Source organism: Allorhodopirellula solitaria (genome assembly GCF_007859855.1).
In the GTDB taxonomy this organism is placed as follows: Bacteria; Planctomycetota; Planctomycetia; order Pirellulales; family Pirellulaceae; genus Rhodopirellula; species Rhodopirellula solitaria.
In genome coordinates this window covers 254,506-270,895 of sequence record NZ_SJPK01000004.1, presented here as the reverse complement: position 1 = coordinate 270,895, position 16,390 = coordinate 254,506, and the positions used below count along the sequence as shown (strand labels likewise).

Annotated in this window: 10 protein-coding genes and 1 tRNA gene; 8 read left to right on the top strand and 3 right to left on the bottom strand. The window is 59.0% G+C overall.

The window, feature by feature from the left end; all coding sequences use genetic code 11:
* The first annotated feature begins 9 nt into the window (after positions 1–9).
* The 4 genes from CA85_RS09790 (at position 10) to CA85_RS09775 (ending at position 6,940) form a co-directional block, all read left to right on the top strand.
* The gene (locus CA85_RS09790; RefSeq protein WP_146391160.1) at positions 10–2,442 is read left to right on the top strand and encodes a DUF1592 domain-containing protein; all 2,433 of its coding nucleotides are present in this window, start codon (positions 10–12) and stop codon (positions 2,440–2,442) included.
* Positions 2,443–2,447: 5 nt separating this feature from the next.
* Positions 2,448–3,785 (top strand): DUF1552 domain-containing protein, encoded by a 1,338-nt coding sequence (locus tag CA85_RS09785; protein WP_146391159.1) that lies wholly within the window; start codon positions 2,448–2,450, stop codon positions 3,783–3,785.
* Between the two features lie 19 nt (positions 3,786–3,804).
* Entirely contained in the window at positions 3,805–5,253 is a 1,449-nt protein-coding gene (locus CA85_RS09780; protein WP_246112655.1) for an ankyrin repeat domain-containing protein, read from the top strand.
* Between the two features lie 247 nt (positions 5,254–5,500).
* Complete coding sequence (locus CA85_RS09775) at positions 5,501–6,940, top strand: sulfatase (protein WP_146391157.1); 1,440 nt, start codon at positions 5,501–5,503, stop codon at positions 6,938–6,940.
* Here CA85_RS09775 and CA85_RS09770 read toward each other — a convergent pair.
* Positions 6,926–8,446 (bottom strand): hypothetical protein, encoded by a 1,521-nt coding sequence (locus tag CA85_RS09770; protein ID WP_146391156.1) that lies wholly within the window; start codon positions 8,444–8,446, stop codon positions 6,926–6,928. The genes CA85_RS09775 and CA85_RS09770 overlap by 15 nt on opposite strands.
* Positions 8,447–8,687: 241 nt before the next feature.
* Here CA85_RS09770 and CA85_RS09765 point away from each other — a divergent pair, with 241 nt between their 5' ends.
* From CA85_RS09765 to CA85_RS09755, 3 genes are all read left to right on the top strand, one after another.
* Positions 8,688–9,722: a ferredoxin--NADP reductase gene (locus CA85_RS09765; protein WP_146391155.1), complete on the top strand. Its 1,035-nt coding sequence runs from the start codon at positions 8,688–8,690 to the stop codon at positions 9,720–9,722.
* Positions 9,723–9,749: 27 nt separating this feature from the next.
* Positions 9,750–11,033, top strand: a complete 1,284-nt coding sequence (locus CA85_RS09760; protein WP_146391154.1) for a glucose-1-phosphate adenylyltransferase — start codon at positions 9,750–9,752, stop codon at positions 11,031–11,033.
* A 234-nt stretch (positions 11,034–11,267) separates the two neighbouring features.
* Positions 11,268–11,354 (top strand) — tRNA-Ser (locus CA85_RS09755).
* A gap of 187 nt (positions 11,355–11,541) precedes the next feature.
* On the opposite strand, the gene CA85_RS09750 is transcribed toward CA85_RS09755, so the two are convergent.
* Complete coding sequence (locus CA85_RS09750; RefSeq protein ID WP_146391153.1) at positions 11,542–14,262, bottom strand: prolipoprotein diacylglyceryl transferase; 2,721 nt, start codon at positions 14,260–14,262, stop codon at positions 11,542–11,544.
* A gap of 358 nt (positions 14,263–14,620) precedes the next feature.
* On the opposite strand from CA85_RS09750, the gene CA85_RS09745 reads away from it, so the two are divergent.
* A complete protein-coding gene (locus tag CA85_RS09745) occupies positions 14,621–15,715 on the top strand; it encodes a glycoside hydrolase family protein (RefSeq protein WP_146391152.1) in 1,095 nt (364 codons plus the stop codon).
* Here the strand turns inward: CA85_RS09745 and CA85_RS24825 are convergent.
* Positions 15,689–15,859, bottom strand: coding sequence for a hypothetical protein (locus CA85_RS24825; RefSeq protein ID WP_186774844.1), 171 nt, complete (start codon positions 15,857–15,859; stop codon positions 15,689–15,691). The two genes, CA85_RS09745 and CA85_RS24825, sit on opposite strands and share 27 nt — an antisense overlap.
* Between the last annotated feature and the right edge of the window lie 531 nt (positions 15,860–16,390).

Below are 16,390 nucleotides of genomic sequence, written 5' to 3'. Positions count from 1 at the left end.
ACGCTCGCGATGACCGCCGCAGTCGTAGCGGAACCGCCAATTCACAACAGCGCAGCGGAACACCGGAACGGCGCAGTGGAACGCATCGAGGCCTTCGTCGATCGCTACTGCATGGACTGCCATAACGCGGCCGATACGGTGTCCGATCTCGACCTGGAGACGACGCTGCTCGCGGAAGTCCGATGGGCGGAGGCTACCAAGACGCCCACTACCGACCCGCGGGCAACCTGGGAAACCGTCCTGCGGCGGATCGCCTCGCGGCAGATGCCGCCGTTGGACGCCGAGCGTCCGGATGAGTCGGAGTACCGTGCTGTGGTCCAACAGCTCGGTCACACCCTCGATCACGTCGCCAGGCAAAACCCCGTGATCCCACCAACCGATTCGCTTCGCCGTTTGACCCGAACCGAATATCAAAACAGTGTCCGCGATCTATTGGGGCTGGAACTGGATATCACGACCTGGTTACCCAAGGACGAATCGAGCGGAGGATTCGACAATATTACGGTCGGTGACCTTTCTGCTTCGCTGATGAATCGTTACTTGAGCGCGGCCGAAAAAATCAGTCGCATCGCGGTGGGCCGCTTCACCCACACCCCAATGGGGCTGAACGTGCGACTGCCAGCCGACCTGACCCAGGAAAAACATGTTGCCGGGCTGCCCCTGGGCACTCGGGGCGGCACCAATATCCATCACACCTTTGCCGAAACAGGCGAATATGAGATCGCGGTTCGATTGACCCGTGACCGCGATGAGATGATCGAAGGATTGTCGCGTCCCCATGACCTCGACGTTCTTGTTGATCGCCAAAAACAACATCGCTGGACGATCGAACCTCCCAAACGAGGCCGCGACGATACCCTGATCGATGCCAATCTGAAGGTGCGAATTCCCATCACGGCTGGCCCACACGACATCGCCGTGACCTTTGTCAGCCAGGGCGAATCGTTGCTCGAGATCAAACGGCAACCTTTCCTAGCGGCATACAATCGCCATCGCCATCCGCGACAGCAACCGGCATTGCTCGAGGTCTCGATAGTTGGCCCGTTTGCCGATGCCGATCCTGCTGCAACCGAAACCTCGACCCCTACGATCGAAACACCTAGCCGCCAACGCATCTTTACCGCCTGGCCGGAATCCTCGTCGCTGCCGGACCAACAGGTTGCGGCTCAACAGATCCTCGGCGAGATCGCCCGCGTTGCCTTCCGCCGCGACGTCACACCCGCAGATCTTGCCACGCCACTCGCGTTCGTTGACGAGGTTCTCCGTGGTGAATCTACCGACAGCTGGGAGTCGCGTTTTGAACTGGGCATTGAACGAGGGCTGGCGGCTATCCTGGTGAATCCCAATTTCTTGTTCCATGTCGAACAGCCTGTTCAATCGGATGCCAGTGAACCGGTCATCCGCATCAGCGATTGGGAACTCGCTTCGCGACTCGCTGCGTTCTTATGGAGCAGTCTGCCCGACGATGAGCTCCTCGACCTGGCGGCGGCTGATCAGCTCAGCGATCCCGCTGTCCTGCGCGGCCAGGTCACTCGGATGCTCTCGGATGAACGCTCGCAGAGTCTCGTCGATCACTTCGCCGCCCAGTGGCTTTACCTGCGAAATCTCGATGGAATCACGCCTAACCTGCGGCAATTCCCCGATTTCGACGAGAACTTGCGGATGGCCATGCGTCGTGAGACCGAGCTGCTCTTTACGCATGTGCTCCAACACGATGCGAGCGTGATGGGGCTGATCGATAGTGACTTCACCTATCTCAATGAGCGTTTGGCACGACACTACCGCATCCCCGGTGTGCTCGGTGACGAGTTTCGCCAGGTGACGCTGTCGCCGGATTGGCATCGGGGCGGTTTGCTTCGCCATGGCAGCATTTTGAGCGTTACCTCGTACTCCACACGCACCTCACCCACCGTCCGCGGGAACTGGGTGCTCGAGAACATTATCGGCAATGCGCCTCCCCCGCCGCCGCCCGACATCCCGGCACTCCAAGAAAAGTCGACATTGACGGCGACCTCACTACGAGAACGCTTGGCGATGCACCGCGAGAATGAATCCTGTGCATCCTGTCATGACTTGATCGACCCCATCGGCTTCGCGCTCGATCACTATGATGCACTGGGGCAGTATCGCGAGTATGACGGCGAGAACCCCATCGATGCCTCCGGTGTGCTGCCTGATGGGACCGAGGTCGGTGGCGTCTCGGATCTCGAGGCGAGCTTGCTCGCCCACCCCGAAATGTTCGTCGGTTGCTTAAGCGAAAAAATGATGACCTTCGCTTTGGGCCGGCTCGTGGACTACCGCGACGCACCCGCGATCCGCGAAATCGTCCGGAAAGCCAAGATCGATGACTACCGGATCTCATCGATCATCCAGGGGATCGTCGCGAGCGAACCTTTTCAGTATCGCAGTACGCAATCGTCTGCCCTTCTCACGGAGCATTAAAGGCTATGTTTATTACCAAGAAATCTTTGCCGCGCCGGACCATGCTTCGCGGTCTCGGCACTGCCATTTCATTGCCGCTACTCGATGCGATGATCCCGTCTCTGACTGCGGCTGAGGCGACGCCTGCGGCCGATGCGAATCTGCGCCGGATCGGATACATCTACACACCGATGGGATTCAATCCCGCCGAATGGACGCCGCGTGGTGATCGACTCGACAACCTGCCCTCGAGCCTCTCGCCGCTGCAATCGATGCAGGATCAACTCTGTGTGCTCTCCGGAATGGATCTACAGAATGCCTACCCTGGTTCTCACGCGACCTCCAACGCTGCCTTTCTGAGCGCCGCGCAGGCCAAGTTGACCGAGAGCAGCGACTACTACCTTGGCACGACCGCCGACCAAATCGCGGCGAAACATTTCGGGCACGAAACGCAGTTGCCATCGCTCGAGCTGGCGATGGATTTGTTGTCTACCGTGGGACAGTGTGACAATGGTTACGCGTGTGTCTACCAGAACAATCTCTCGTGGTCTTCGCCGACCACGCCGTTGCCGTCCGAGGCTCACCCACGCATCGTCTTTGAACAGCTCTTTGGTGAGGGCGGTACACCGGCACAGCGGGTCGCAGCCCTCCGCAGGCGTTCGAGTTTGCTCGACAGTGTCACTTTGGAGATCAAACGACTCCAACAGCGACTCGGCAGTAGCGATCGCAACAAGATTGATCAATATGTCGAAAGCATCCGCGAGGTCGAGCGGAGAATCGAACATGCTGTGCAGACCACGGCTGACAATCCGCTGCCCGACCTCGATCGCCCGGTCGGCGTCCCGGCAGCCTACGCCGATCACGCCCGGCTCATGTTTGACCTGCAGCTACTCGCTTTCCAAGGTGACATCACTCGGATCGTCACCTTTCAATTGGCTCGCGAGGCGAGCACACGAACCTATCCTGAGATCGGTGTCCCCGAGCCTCACCATCCCGTGACGCACCACGGCGGCAACCCTGAAAAGCTCGCCAAGATCGCCAAGATCAACCAGTTCCACGTCTCACTATTCGCCGAGTTCCTGGAGAAAATGGACTCGATCTCCGAGGGCAACGGAACGCTGCTCGATCACTCGCTGTATCTCTACGGCAGCGGCATGGGTGATTCCGATGCGCACGACCATAAAGACTTGCCGATCCTCGTCGCTGGGGGCGCGGCCGGTAACATGCGCGGCGGTCGCCACATCCGTTACGAGACGCCCGAACCGCTATCCAATTTGCACCTGACGCTGCTCAACAAAGTCGGCGTGCCGTTGGAGAAGTTTGCCGACAGCACCGGCCATGTGAACGCTCTGTTTGATGTTTAAACAACGCACGATCAATTTAATGAATCGGATTCTTTTTTTCATTGCTGTGTTCAGCGTCTCCGCGGCGACCAGCTCGATTTCCGTAGCCGCGACACCGCTGCGATTCGTCGACGCGGTCGAGAAGGCAGATTGGGATCGTGCGAGTGAGATGTTCTCGCACGCCGACAGCGAGAGACCGCCGGCAACCCAGACCCAGCCCGACGGGATGTCACCGTTGCACTGGGCTGTGTTTCACCAGAACACGGATTGGACCGAGCGTCTTTTGCAGGGCGGCGCCGATCCCAATGCCACCACACTCTACGGCGTCACGCCGCTCGCGATTGCTTGCCGAAAGGGATCGCCCGAATGTGCGGCGCAGTTGCTCGACCACGGCGCCGATGCCAACGGCCGCCTCGCGGGCAAGGTCACGCCCCTGATGCTGGCCGCGCGAGTGGGAAACCCCGAGCTTTGCCGACTGCTCCTTGAGCACGATGCCGCCGTCGAGGCGGCACAGCGCAGCGGACAGACTGCGCTGATGTTTGCTGCCGCCGAAGGAAACGTCGAGGCGATCAACACGCTGTTGGATGCCGGGGCGGATTTGCATCGATCGCTGGCCTCCGGGTTCACACCGCTGTGTTTCGCCGCCCGCCAAGGTCATATCGACGCTGTCGTTACACTGCTCGATCACGGTGCGTCGCTCAACGAAACCATGGATCCCAAGCGAACTTCCGGGCGCAACCCACGCGCCGGCATGAGCCCGCTGATGCTGGCTGTGGAGAGTGCGCACTACAAGCTCGCGATGGAACTGGTGAGACGCGGCGCTGACCCGAACGAGCAAACCAGCGGATTCACGCCGCTGCACGCGCTGAGTTGGGTCCGCCGCCCGTCCAAGGGCGATAATCCTGCAGGCGATCCGCCACCGCGACGAAGCGGTGACATGACCGCGCTGCAGTTTGTTGTCGAAATCGTCGATGCCGGGGCCGACGTGAATCTCGAGTTGCGACGCGGACGGGCAGGCAAAGGATTGATCAATCCACGCGGAGCGACGCCGTTCTTACTGGCCAGCCAAACGGTCGATCTCCCCTACATGAAACTGCTCTTGGAGCTCGGCGCTGATCCCGCCATCGCCAATGCCGATGGTTGCACGGCTCTGATGGCAGCTGCCGGTGTGGGCAACAACTTCGTCGGTGAGCACGAAGGAACCCCGGCAGAAGTCGACGAGGCCGTGCGAATGCTCGTCGAGCGGGGGCTCGATATCAACGCCGTCGCCAACAGCAAAGAAACGGCCATGCACGGGGCCGCCTATCGGTGCTTTCCCGAAACGGTCCGCTTGCTCGCCCTACTCGGTGCGAAAGCCGAACACTTCAACCACGAGAACAAATACGGTTGGACACCGCTAGACATCGCCCACGGCCACCGCCCCGGTTCGTTCAAGCCCGACCCGGCCACCATCAAGGCCATCGAAGAGCTGCTCCCCAAAAAACCATAGCCCCGCCATAGTCGACCGACGGCTCCGCCCGTCGCGAGCTCCCCACCACCAGCCACCCCCTATTAGCCACCCCACCACCAGCAACCCCCTTACCAGTCCCCATCCCCACCAGCCACACCCATCACGGGCCCTTCACCGAGCGTTCCTCCCGAATCGTCGACTCTCGTCGACTCGGACGAACCCAGCCACCGAACTACACTGTCTCTCGACAGCTCCCCCTCACCTTCTCTCCAGACATTCCCTCACCATGCACAAACTTTGCTCACTGGTTTTTCTTCTCTTGATCCAGGCGACCGCCGCGAGCGCTGAGCCCCCCAACGTGCTACTGCTTTGTGTGGACGATTTGCGGCCGGAACTGAATTGTTTTGGTAAATCCTACATCGAGTCGCCGAACATTGACCGGCTCGCCAAGAGCGGCGTCACGTTCGAGCAGCACTACGTTCAGGCGCCGACATGCGGCGCGTCACGCTACGCCATGCTGACGGGCACGTACGGTCCAGCGGGCAACCATGCCTTGTTTCAGCGGGCTGAGCGGGTAGCGAAGGATCCCGCCACGGTGCCGCCGAGCATGCCAGCTTGGTTTCGCGAGCGTGGCTACACGACGGTATCGGTGGGCAAAGTCTCCCATCATCCCGGTGGCCGTGGAGGCCGCAACTGGGACGACGAATCCATTCCCGAGATGCCCAACTCATGGGACCGACACCTAATGCCGTCTGGGCCTTGGCAGCATCCCCGGGGCATCATGCATGGTTTGGCCAATGGAGAAATTCGTGGCGATGCGAAAGCGATGGACGTCTACCAGTCGACTGCCGGTGGCGACGACATCTATCCCGATGGGCAGACGACCGAGGAAGCCTTGCGTCAGCTCGATGCGTTGGCGGCGGACGAGGAATCTCCGTTCTTTCTAGCTGTTGGCATCATCCGTCCGCACCTGCCCTTCGGCGCGCCGGCGAAGTACATGGCTCCCTATGCCGACGTGACACTGCCACCGATTGAGCATCCCGAGAAACCAAGTGGAAAAACCACCTGGCATCGTTCGGGTGAATTCATGAAGTACAACCGTGGGGGGAAAGACCCCAACACCGACAGCGAGTTTGCCACGGCCGTACGAAAGCACTACGCGGCGTGTGTTAGTTATGCAGATGCTCAGGTGGGACAGGTTCTCGACCGATTGGAACAGTCCGGGCAGGCCGACAACACCATCGTCGTGCTCTGGGGAGATCACGGTTGGCATCTCGGCGAGCACGCGATTTGGGGCAAGCATGCCTTGTTTGACGAGTCGCTCCGGTCGCCGCTCGTCATCCGATACCCTGAGATGGACGAGGCGGGAACCTCGACTGACGCCATCGTCGAGAGCATCGATATCTTCCCCACGCTCTGTCGTCTGGCCGGTCTACCGACACCAGAATTTCTCGATGGTGGGGCACTCGTTCCGGTAGGCAGCGACACCGACCGCGAAGATCACGGAGCGATCAGTTACAAATCGGATGCGAATACCATTCGCACCTCCTCATTTCGATTGATTCGCCACAAGAACGGTTTTCTCGAACTCTACGATCATCGCAGCAACCCGGATGAGACCAATAACGTCGCTGCCACTCAACAGGAGGTTGCCGAGCGATTGGTGCAAACCATGCAGTCCCGTCTCGCCAGTCCGCAGGCTGAACAAGGTTCAGGGGATCAGTGATACCAGTCCTTCGATCGAACCGACCAGTTGATCAACAGCAGCATGGAAACTCGCCTCGTCCTCTGCCGCTTCGAGGGGACGAAACATGGATCCGTAGTCACCGACCGATTGCAAGATACTGCCAACCATTGCCGGCGTGATCGCAATCGGTTCGAGCTCTTTCGCGGGAGCGCCACCGTAACGTTCCGAAGTGCCATACGATTCCGTCGAGCCATAGGAGGACATTTCAGGGGAATCGGGCGGTCCGTAGGAGGACGACGTGCTAGGGTATCCTGCCGATTCGTAGGATTCGGAGGAACTCGGTGAGCCGTATTGATCATCATACCCTTCTGAACCGGGGTAGTCTGAACCGGGGTAGTCTGAACCGGGGTAGTCTGAGCGAGTCTCGGCAGCGGGCGCGCGGGTCACGGTCGGCACCGAGACGAACTGGCCGCCCAGCCAATCAGTTAGCGTCATGCTGGCGTCATCGTATTTCTCCAGTGCAGCAGTTTGCTCTTGAACCCAACCTTCAAATCCTTCGGCCACGCCAGCAGGCAGCCAATAGCCGTCGACCTTTTGAAAGGCCACCGTTGGAATGGATGAGGCGTTGTTTTGGCCGGGATACGACGACCCGTAGGGGTCACCTGCACCCGTCGTGGATGCTCCTGCGGCCCCGGGTTCCTGTAGCAACGCGGTCTCTTCGTCGCTCTCGACAACCGCCCACTGCGATCCAGGCGAGCTGAATCCCTCCAGGAGCACGGCGGCAAAGGGCGATACGATTTCATCATTCTGGTGCAGCCAATTGCCAAATCCCATCTCTTGAATTTCGATCAAACCTGCCTGGTCGGTAACCAGTGCGGCGCGGACCAATCCAGCAGCCGGCAGCAAAAATTGCTCGACCAACTCGCCGGTCGCGTTGAGGTCAGCGTTGGCGTCGGCATCTCGGTGTAGACGCGGCTGCGAGAGGATCCAGTTCTGCCGAGTCACGATCAGATCGGCCAACCCATGGAGCTGTTCGAGAGGCGCGATGAGGGTGTTCGGGTCCAATTTCGTGAGTGTCAGTCCGACGAGATCATCGAGCTGTTTACGGTATTTTGGTGGCAGTGCATCGTAGATCACCACCAGGTGCCCATTCTGGAACTGTTCACGAACCGATTCCAGAACCTGATCAGGCGACATCCCGGGGGCGGGGGCCTGGTAGGCTGGTGCTGCAGGCGGGACGGGCAATGGATCCGGGGCCGCTGCGGCCGCTTGTGCCGCGGCCGCTTTGATCTCGTCGGTCAGCCGGGTGCGGTCTTCCTTCAGTTGTTCAGCAATTTTTCCCGCCTGGATTCGACTGGCCGCGATCAGCTTATCCATCGGCACATTGACGCTGCGACCATCGGCGAGCTGCAGGACGACCTGATTGTTCCACATACCAATCATCTTCGCTTGGATCGATCGATCCCCGCCGAGGTTGGTCCACGTCTCGGCGCAGCTTTCCTTCGTATCGGCCGAGAGCAAGAGCACCACGATCAAGCAAGCCATGGTACGGATCGAGGGAATCGAACCTCCGAAGCGTTCGCTTCGATGGCAGCATACTCGCAGGCAAGAGAGGGTAAACATGGGCAAACCGTTGGGAAAAAAATGATTGCAGCGGTGAAGTCGGAGCGATCGGCAGGTTTCGCTAAGGAAGCGGAAATCGTCGCTGGCGACACACCATGGGGGAGTCATAGTTCATTATAGTAACTCTATCGAGACTCTGTCCGCGGCAAGCATCGCAAAAGGAATGATCTTCGTGAGCGCCTCCATCCCTTCCAAGAAAAGCCCTGCGTCGCCCCAGTCAGAATCGCCCTCAGGCCAGGCCGCGCTGCTATCGCCGCCCGGAGCCGAGGAACAGCAGCAACTCCGCGACCAGTACTACAATGCGACCATTGTCGAGCGAATCGACCTGACGGAGGATTTAGCGAAGTTTCGCATCCGGCCCGATGAGCCACTGCCACCCTTCGAACCGGGCCAATATCTCGCCATCGGGTTGGGAAACTGGGAAAAACGTCTCAGCGGCACGCAGGAAGAAGAACTTCCGATTAAGAAAGCGAGAAAGATTGTCCGCCGCGCCTATTCGATCTCGTGTCCACTGCTGCACGCCGATGGGACGCTCGCCACCCAGGACAGTGTCGACTATCTCGAGTTCTACATCACCCTGGTTCGTCACGGAGAGAACGCCGCCAGCAAAGCGCCGGCACTCACGCCTCGATTGTTTGGCAAGAACGCGGGCGATCGAGTGGTGATGGAAAGAAAGGTCACCGGAAAGTACCTGCTCGGTAGCTACGATCCCGACGACACCATGTTGTTCCTGGGTACCGGCACCGGCGAGGCACCTCACAACGCGATGGCTGCGAAGCTACTGGCTACCGGTCATCGAGGACGCATCATCATAGCGACCAGTGTGCGGTATCGACGTGATTGTGCCTATCGCAATGAACACGAAGTACTGATGCAGCAGTACGATAATTATGTGTACCTCGCGTTAACAACGCGTGAGGAAGAGAACATCCGTACCGATCATCCAAACTTTGTGGGCAAACAGTACCTGCAGGCACTGTTCACCAGTGGAAGACTCGCTGAACTCGCCGGCGATCCGCTGGCACCGATGAACACGCATGTTTTCCTGTGTGGCAATCCAGCGATGATTGGATATGTTCCACCGGGCGCCGACGCACCTGAGAATCCTGGTATGCTACCCTTGTTACGAGCTGCTGGTTTTCACGATGATGTGCAGGAGCATCACGCGGGAACGGTCCGCTTTGAAAAGTACTGGTGAGCATCCTTTTGATTGAGGCGAAACAACATGGACCTGAGTAATACAATTGCGTTGATCCTCGGTGGCGGACGCGGCACGCGACTGTTTCCTCTGACGAAGATCCGTGCCAAACCAGCTGTGCCATTGGCGGCGAAGTACCGCTTGATCGATATCCCGATCAGCAACTGCATCAATAGCGGTTTGAATCGCGCTTATGTGTTGACCCAGTTTCTCTCTGAAAGCCTGCACCGTCACCTGCGGCAAACCTACACCTTTGACCATTTCAACGGCGGGTTCGTCGAACTCCTCGCCGCCCAGCAGACGGTGGATTCGGAGACCGATTGGTACCAAGGTACCGCCGACGCTGTACGCAAAAATCTCGTGCACCTGCGGGAGAGTTGGATCAAACACGTTTTGATTCTCTCGGGCGATCAACTCTACCGGATGGATTTTCGCGAGATGATGAAAACCCACATCGAATCGGGAGCCGCTGCTACGATCGCGGGCATCCCCGTCACACGCAAGGATGCCTCCTCGCTCGGGATCATGCAGGTTGATGAGAGCGGTCAAGTCCGTGGCTTCGTCGAGAAACCGCAGACCGAGGAAGAAATCGCCAAGGTCAGGATGGAACCGAGCTGGATCGATGAACGTGGCATTCCCAGCCACGGACGCGATCTGCTCGCCAGCATGGGCTTGTATATCTTCGATAAGGACCTGATGGTTGACCTGCTCGAAAGCAGTCTGCACAGCGATTTTGGTAAAGAGGTCTTTCCCGAAGCGATCAAGACCCACAAAGTGCAGCTGCACCTCTTCGATGGGTACTGGGAAGATATCGGTACGATTCGGTCGTTCTACGAAGCCAACCTGTCCTTGGCGGGCCAGAACCCTCCCTTCGATATTCGTAACCGACACGCGCCGATCTACAGCCGCCCCCGTTTCCTGCCGCCAACGATCATGGGGAAATCCAATATCAGCGGCAGTCTGATTGCCGACGGGTGCCGGATTGGCGAGAACGTCACGATCGAGAACAGCGTCATCGGCCTGCGCACCGTTATCGGTGATAACGTCACCATCAAAGACAGTGTGGTGATGGGAGCGGATTTCATCGAAATGAAAGACAAGGCTCGCGAAGGAAAACTGCCCCTGGGAATCGGCAGCGGCAGCTACATCTCAGGAGCTATTCTCGACAAGAATTGTCGTATTGGGACTAACGTGCGCATCCGCAACGCCGCGGGCGTGGACCACCAAGGCGAAGAGGAACCCCTGCAGATCCGCGAAGGGATCAGTATCGTCATCAAAGAAGGCCAAATCGAGAGCGGTCACCAGAGTTAACCAGCATGTTGCCGAACATGCTGGCAAGGGACTTTGCGCTATTGCGTCTTCGACGTAGACTGAGCAGCGCGTTGCCCGGCCAATCATCACGCCGGAGCAACGCGGTTGAGAGTTTTGCGAAATCCCTCGCATCTCCGGCTCTGCTACTGCAGGGTATCAAAAGGGGTAGAACATATTGCGATAGCAAGGATTGCGGAGCAATCCAGCCGTTTTCCTTATAGGAAAAACGGCGACGGATGGGTGGCCGAGTGGACGAAGGCTCTAGTCTTGAAAACTAGCGTAGGGGTGACTCTACCGTGGGTTCGAATCCCACCCCATCCGCTGAAGCGGTGGCTTTCGCGTCGCTGCGGGCGGCACCTGTGAGCGGACAACGCTCTCACTACAGTCAGACGCACCCAGTCCAGGCAGGGCAAGCCCAGTTCAGACGAGGCGAGTCCAGTCCAGACGAGGCGAGCCCAGTCCAGTTCAGACGAGCGGAGTCGTCTGGCTACTATTCCAGAAGCGGGCCTTACTGCTCGTAGCGAATATCGCCACGGCGGAGGCGGGTTTCCCACTTCTTGATATCGCTCTTGCGGGCGTTGGCATTCTCTTGATCGGCTCGATACGCGAGGGTGTCGCCGACGATTTCGCGTAAGTTTTCGATCGTGAGCACCCGTACTGCCATCGAGGGTGAGTCCAGCAGTTGGACGAGTTCGGCATCGGCGCCCGCCGCCAATTCATCGGGCGTGAATCCCACGAGCAACTTGAAGAGCCGCTGGCTGTCGGCGAGTTCGGCGCGTTCGATTGCGACCCGCACCGCTTCGGCCGCCTGGGAATCGGAATCGATATGTTGCCGCAGCATATCGACATGCTCTTCCCAGTAAAGTCGTTGGCGAGGCCGGTGGAGAATCCCATCGGCGCCAAAGTACACATCTGCGCGACCGAGCAGGAGCAGCGTTTCCGCTGCCAACGCGGCGACCTCCACCCGGCGAAACGTCATTCCCTCTCGTAGTGACTTCTCGATCGGTTCGTCCCCCGTTGTGAATTCCATCAATCCATCTCGGGCCGAGTCAGCGAGCACGTCCCTCTTGGCGGCCGCATCGATCCACGCGGGAAGCCGATCAATGGGAGCAATCGTGGCAGGTTGGACCCCCTCGCCCTGGTACTGTTCGTTCGGTCCAAGCGTCAGCGTCTCGTTCACGGCTGGATTGGGATCGTCGGGCAACCCCACCGCTTGAATCTTGACAGTGCCTTGCACCGAGATTACTCGGTAGGTCGCCAATCGATTCCCGGGCACCAGCGGATTGGCCCCAAGCGGTCGGAAGTGATTCATCTCAATCGCCAATACGGTTTGAGATTCAGGCATCGCGATCTTGAGTTGACGCTGGCCGAGCATCACCAGGGTCGTCACGTCCGGTTGTGTCGACGCCAGGAGTAGACGCCCCTCGACCACCTGGGTGACCGCACCGAACGCGTCATTGCGGCCGATCCTCATTCGTGTTGGTCCCGCCAGCGTCCATTCGATCCCGCTCGGATTCACCAGGGTCGGTCGAAACAAAGCGGGGGCTACAATGGTCTGGCCTGCATGGACGCTCGCAACGGTCATGTTGGGCTCGGCGGTTGCAGGTGGCTGTGGGGGGGTTGGTTGGTCGGCCGGTTGCTCAGCGGTGGCGGCGTCCGAATCCGGTTCCGGCTCGGGAACCACCAGCCGCTTCCAGACATCGCCAGAGCGCACAATGACCAAATTCCCCGGTTGAGTCATTTCGGCAACGACCGGAGTCGGACCCGATGAGTTGGCATCGGCGGGTGTCGCGTCATCTGGCGCCGGAGCATCGGCATCCATTGCGTCGTCCTCTGTCGCTGGCTCTTGATTGCCCTCGTCGGAGTCGACGTTGTCAGCCGCGGGAGCCGGTTCTCCGTCCGCCTCGCCCGGGGCCATCTCATCGACTGGCGAGTCTCCCGTGGACTCGGATGCGGGATCGGTCGGCGAGTCGCTTGTTGATTCCGGGACAACTCCTTGGGGATCCTCCGCCTCGCCAGGTTCTCCGGGCGAATCCCCTCCCGCGGTAGGCATCGCGCCTGCGCCGGCGGGTACCGGTTCCGTTGGCACGGATTCGTCCACCGCGAGCTCATCGTCCGCTGCTGCTGAGTCGACTGCCGCTGCGCTGTCACCTGCTGTGTTGTCGGCAGCATCCGTGTCGTTCATATCGGGTTGCGCCGCCGGACTGGCATCACTACCAACATCCGTCGCGGGTATGTTGGTTTCGTCGAGATCGTCGGCAACCGCGGCGGCGGAATCCGCTGCGCCTGACTCAGTAGCCGGGTCGGCAACCGGTATCGCTGTACCGTCGCTGTCGCGCTGGGCGACGGAGACATCACCTTCGGCGTCCTGTTCGGTCAGCGGCGAGAAGACTTGAGCAAGTGCATAGAAGAGCACACCGGCTAACGCCAAGGCGACCAACCAGGGTGTGATTCGCGAAGGCCGAATGCTACCGCCATAGCCGTCCGTTCGTCCCATCATCGCGCGGGTTGCACCCGCCACGATTTCCGCCTCGCTGCGTCCGGGACCGTCACCGGAACGAGCCGATTTCCGCATCCGCTCCGAAGCGTTGGCGACACCGGAGTCCTTCGGGCCAACGGGACGAATCACCGTCGCTGCATCTCGTTCAAAATCATCCGCCCCTCGATCGAGATCGGCTGCTGAGGCGTTGGCGAGTGCATAGTTGCTTCGCGGGGGCGGATCCGCATCGGCAGCATTCTGCGGAATCTCGACGCCGGAGTAAGTTGCCGGCTCAGGCAAATTGGGCTTGGCCGAGTGCGTGTCGGCGGCCGGCGGAGATTGCTGCTCCATCGCCTTCAACTCGTCACTGTTGGGCAGGGCGTAGATCCGCTTACGCAGTCGGTCGCTGACCTGAGCGGGTTGGCCGAGCACCACCGTCAAGATCTGGTGACAGGCGGCTGCTTCGGACAACGAAGCATCCGATTCCAAGCACAGTCGCTCGATCTCCGCAATCTGTTCCGGCGATAGGGTGCTGTCGAGATACTCGCCCATCACGTTGGCGTTCTCAAGCGGACCGATGGCATCCGGAGAAATCGCGCCAATCTCTCGCTTGTCTACCGAATTCTGAATCCGAGAAATCAGCGCCGTGGCGATCCCGCTCTCGTCGATTTTTGCCTTCAAAGCATTGGCATCGTCGTCTTCGAGAATGTCGTCGAGGTAGGCTAACAGAGTGCGAAGGGTCAGACGCATGCGATTTTCTCGTGAGTTTTCCAGGTCGGAAGTGATCAGGTCAGTACAATAGTGACGCCCGAGCACCGATTTCGTGCACCCAATCGCGAATTTTTCAGTTTTTCTGCCAATAACACGTTCGGCCGAAGCGTCGCGGAAGTGAAATGGGAGTCTCGTCCTGTCCGATCCGCCGGAGCATCGATTGGCCCCCCATGTCGCAATCGATTTTATTAGACTTGGAGCCAACAGATTGACAGCCTCTCAGGATGAGCATCAACCCTGTGGCTCGTAGACAGCCAAGGACGAATCGGACGAGCGATACCGGGCACCGTTCCGTGATCGGTTCGCGGAAGCAACCTTTGAACAACAAGATGCCGCAATGAAAAAAACAACAACTGTTCTGACGAATTGCATCCTCATCGCCGCGCTGCTCGTCGCGGTCGAGGCCACCCCGGTGTCTGGGCAAGATCGCAAGGATCGTTCATGGGCCGATCGCTTGGACTACGTGGGCGTGGCGGTGGAGGAGCCCGGCTATCATGTCTGGGGATCGAGTCCAGTGGTGGGACCGGCCGGGAAAACGCACCTCTTCGTAGCACGCTGGCCACTGGAGCACGAATTCAAGGCTTGGTTAACCCATTCTGAGATTGCCCGTTACGTGAGTGACAATCCAGCAGGCCCTTTTACGTTTCAAGAAGTGGTGGTGCGGGGAAGCGGCAAAGAAGGAACGTGGGATTTTCAGGCGCCGCACAATCCCAACATCCAGAAGGTAGGCGACCGGTACGTGCTCACCTACATCGCCAATGCAGGCGGGGTGAAGAATGAACAAGTCGCTTCGCAGCGGATCGGGATGATGATTGCCGATCGTCCCGAAGGCCCCTGGAAGACGGTTGGCGACGATGGGCTTGTCCTGGCGCCTCCGGCAGACCCTTCGATTTGGAGCTATCGATCGACCGTGGGAGTCAACAACCCTGCACTCTTGGAACATCCCGACGGTCGGTTCTTTCTTTACTACAAGGCGATGAAAAAGGGAGGCATCCGTCGTATGGGAGTAGCGATTGCAGATCGGGTCGAGGGACCTTATGCATTCGTCGCCGATCCGTTGACGAGCAACTCGACGACGATCGAAGATGGCTATGCATTCGTCGAAAACGGCAAGGTCTACCTGTTGACCACGCACAACAACCAAGGAACGGGATACCTTTGGGAGTCGGATAACGGGATTGATTTCTCCGATCCAGTGATGGGTTACGACAAGATGCACCGCTACCTTGATCAACAGGTCGTTGCCAACGCCAAGGTGATGCGTGGTAGGAAGTTTGAACGCCCGCAGGTGCTGGTGCAAGACGGCAAACCGACTTACCTCTATGTCGCATCCGGAGCGAATCTAACCGGTGGAAATGGCAGTCACTCCTGCGTGTTCAGAATCAAAGCCCCGAAGCGATCCCGTTCAGATGCCAAGGCCAACGGCAATTAGCGACTGCAAGTAGACGGTCAGCGAACCAGCGGGGAAGATGAGTGTGCGGTTGTGCTTGCTACCATCGAGAGTCTGGCTCTTGGCATCGCCGGCTCTCATCCCCTCGGCAATCGCTTGCCGTTGCTCCAGCGAAAAACTGTTCATGTCGAAGGTTTTCCTGCGTCCGACACCCATCATGGCTAACCCGTTGCAGACGTGCTTGTCTTTGTCCGACTCTGGAATGTAATCAAGCGGTGAGCTAAGCCATGGAACTTGGAGATACAGCTCTTTGTTTTGTATGGTGGTTCTCCTTTGTGGAGGATCCTACCGAATCCACGATAATTTTGGATGGACGTACCGACAATGGTCAGGGCGCCGAACAGGTAAATGAATCCAAATCGCCCAAGTGTCATGGCTGCTGCCAGACGAGACCAGAGTTTTCGCTACCGGTGTACTGGATGGTTGTCAAACGAAAGATCGCTGTTCCGCTCAATCGTCTGTCTTGGTTTTGCAAGCTTTACCATCGTGGTGGATAGTTAGAGTTTTCGATTGGCTTTGGGCATGGGATCACCACCGGTTCCTACCGGCCACGTGCGTCGGTTACGCGGCGACTTGGGTGGGCGTCGCACCGAGGTGCTTGAACGTTCTTCGTCGGGATCGCCCCCGTAGCGGATGGCCGGTGGGAACCGGCCCTAC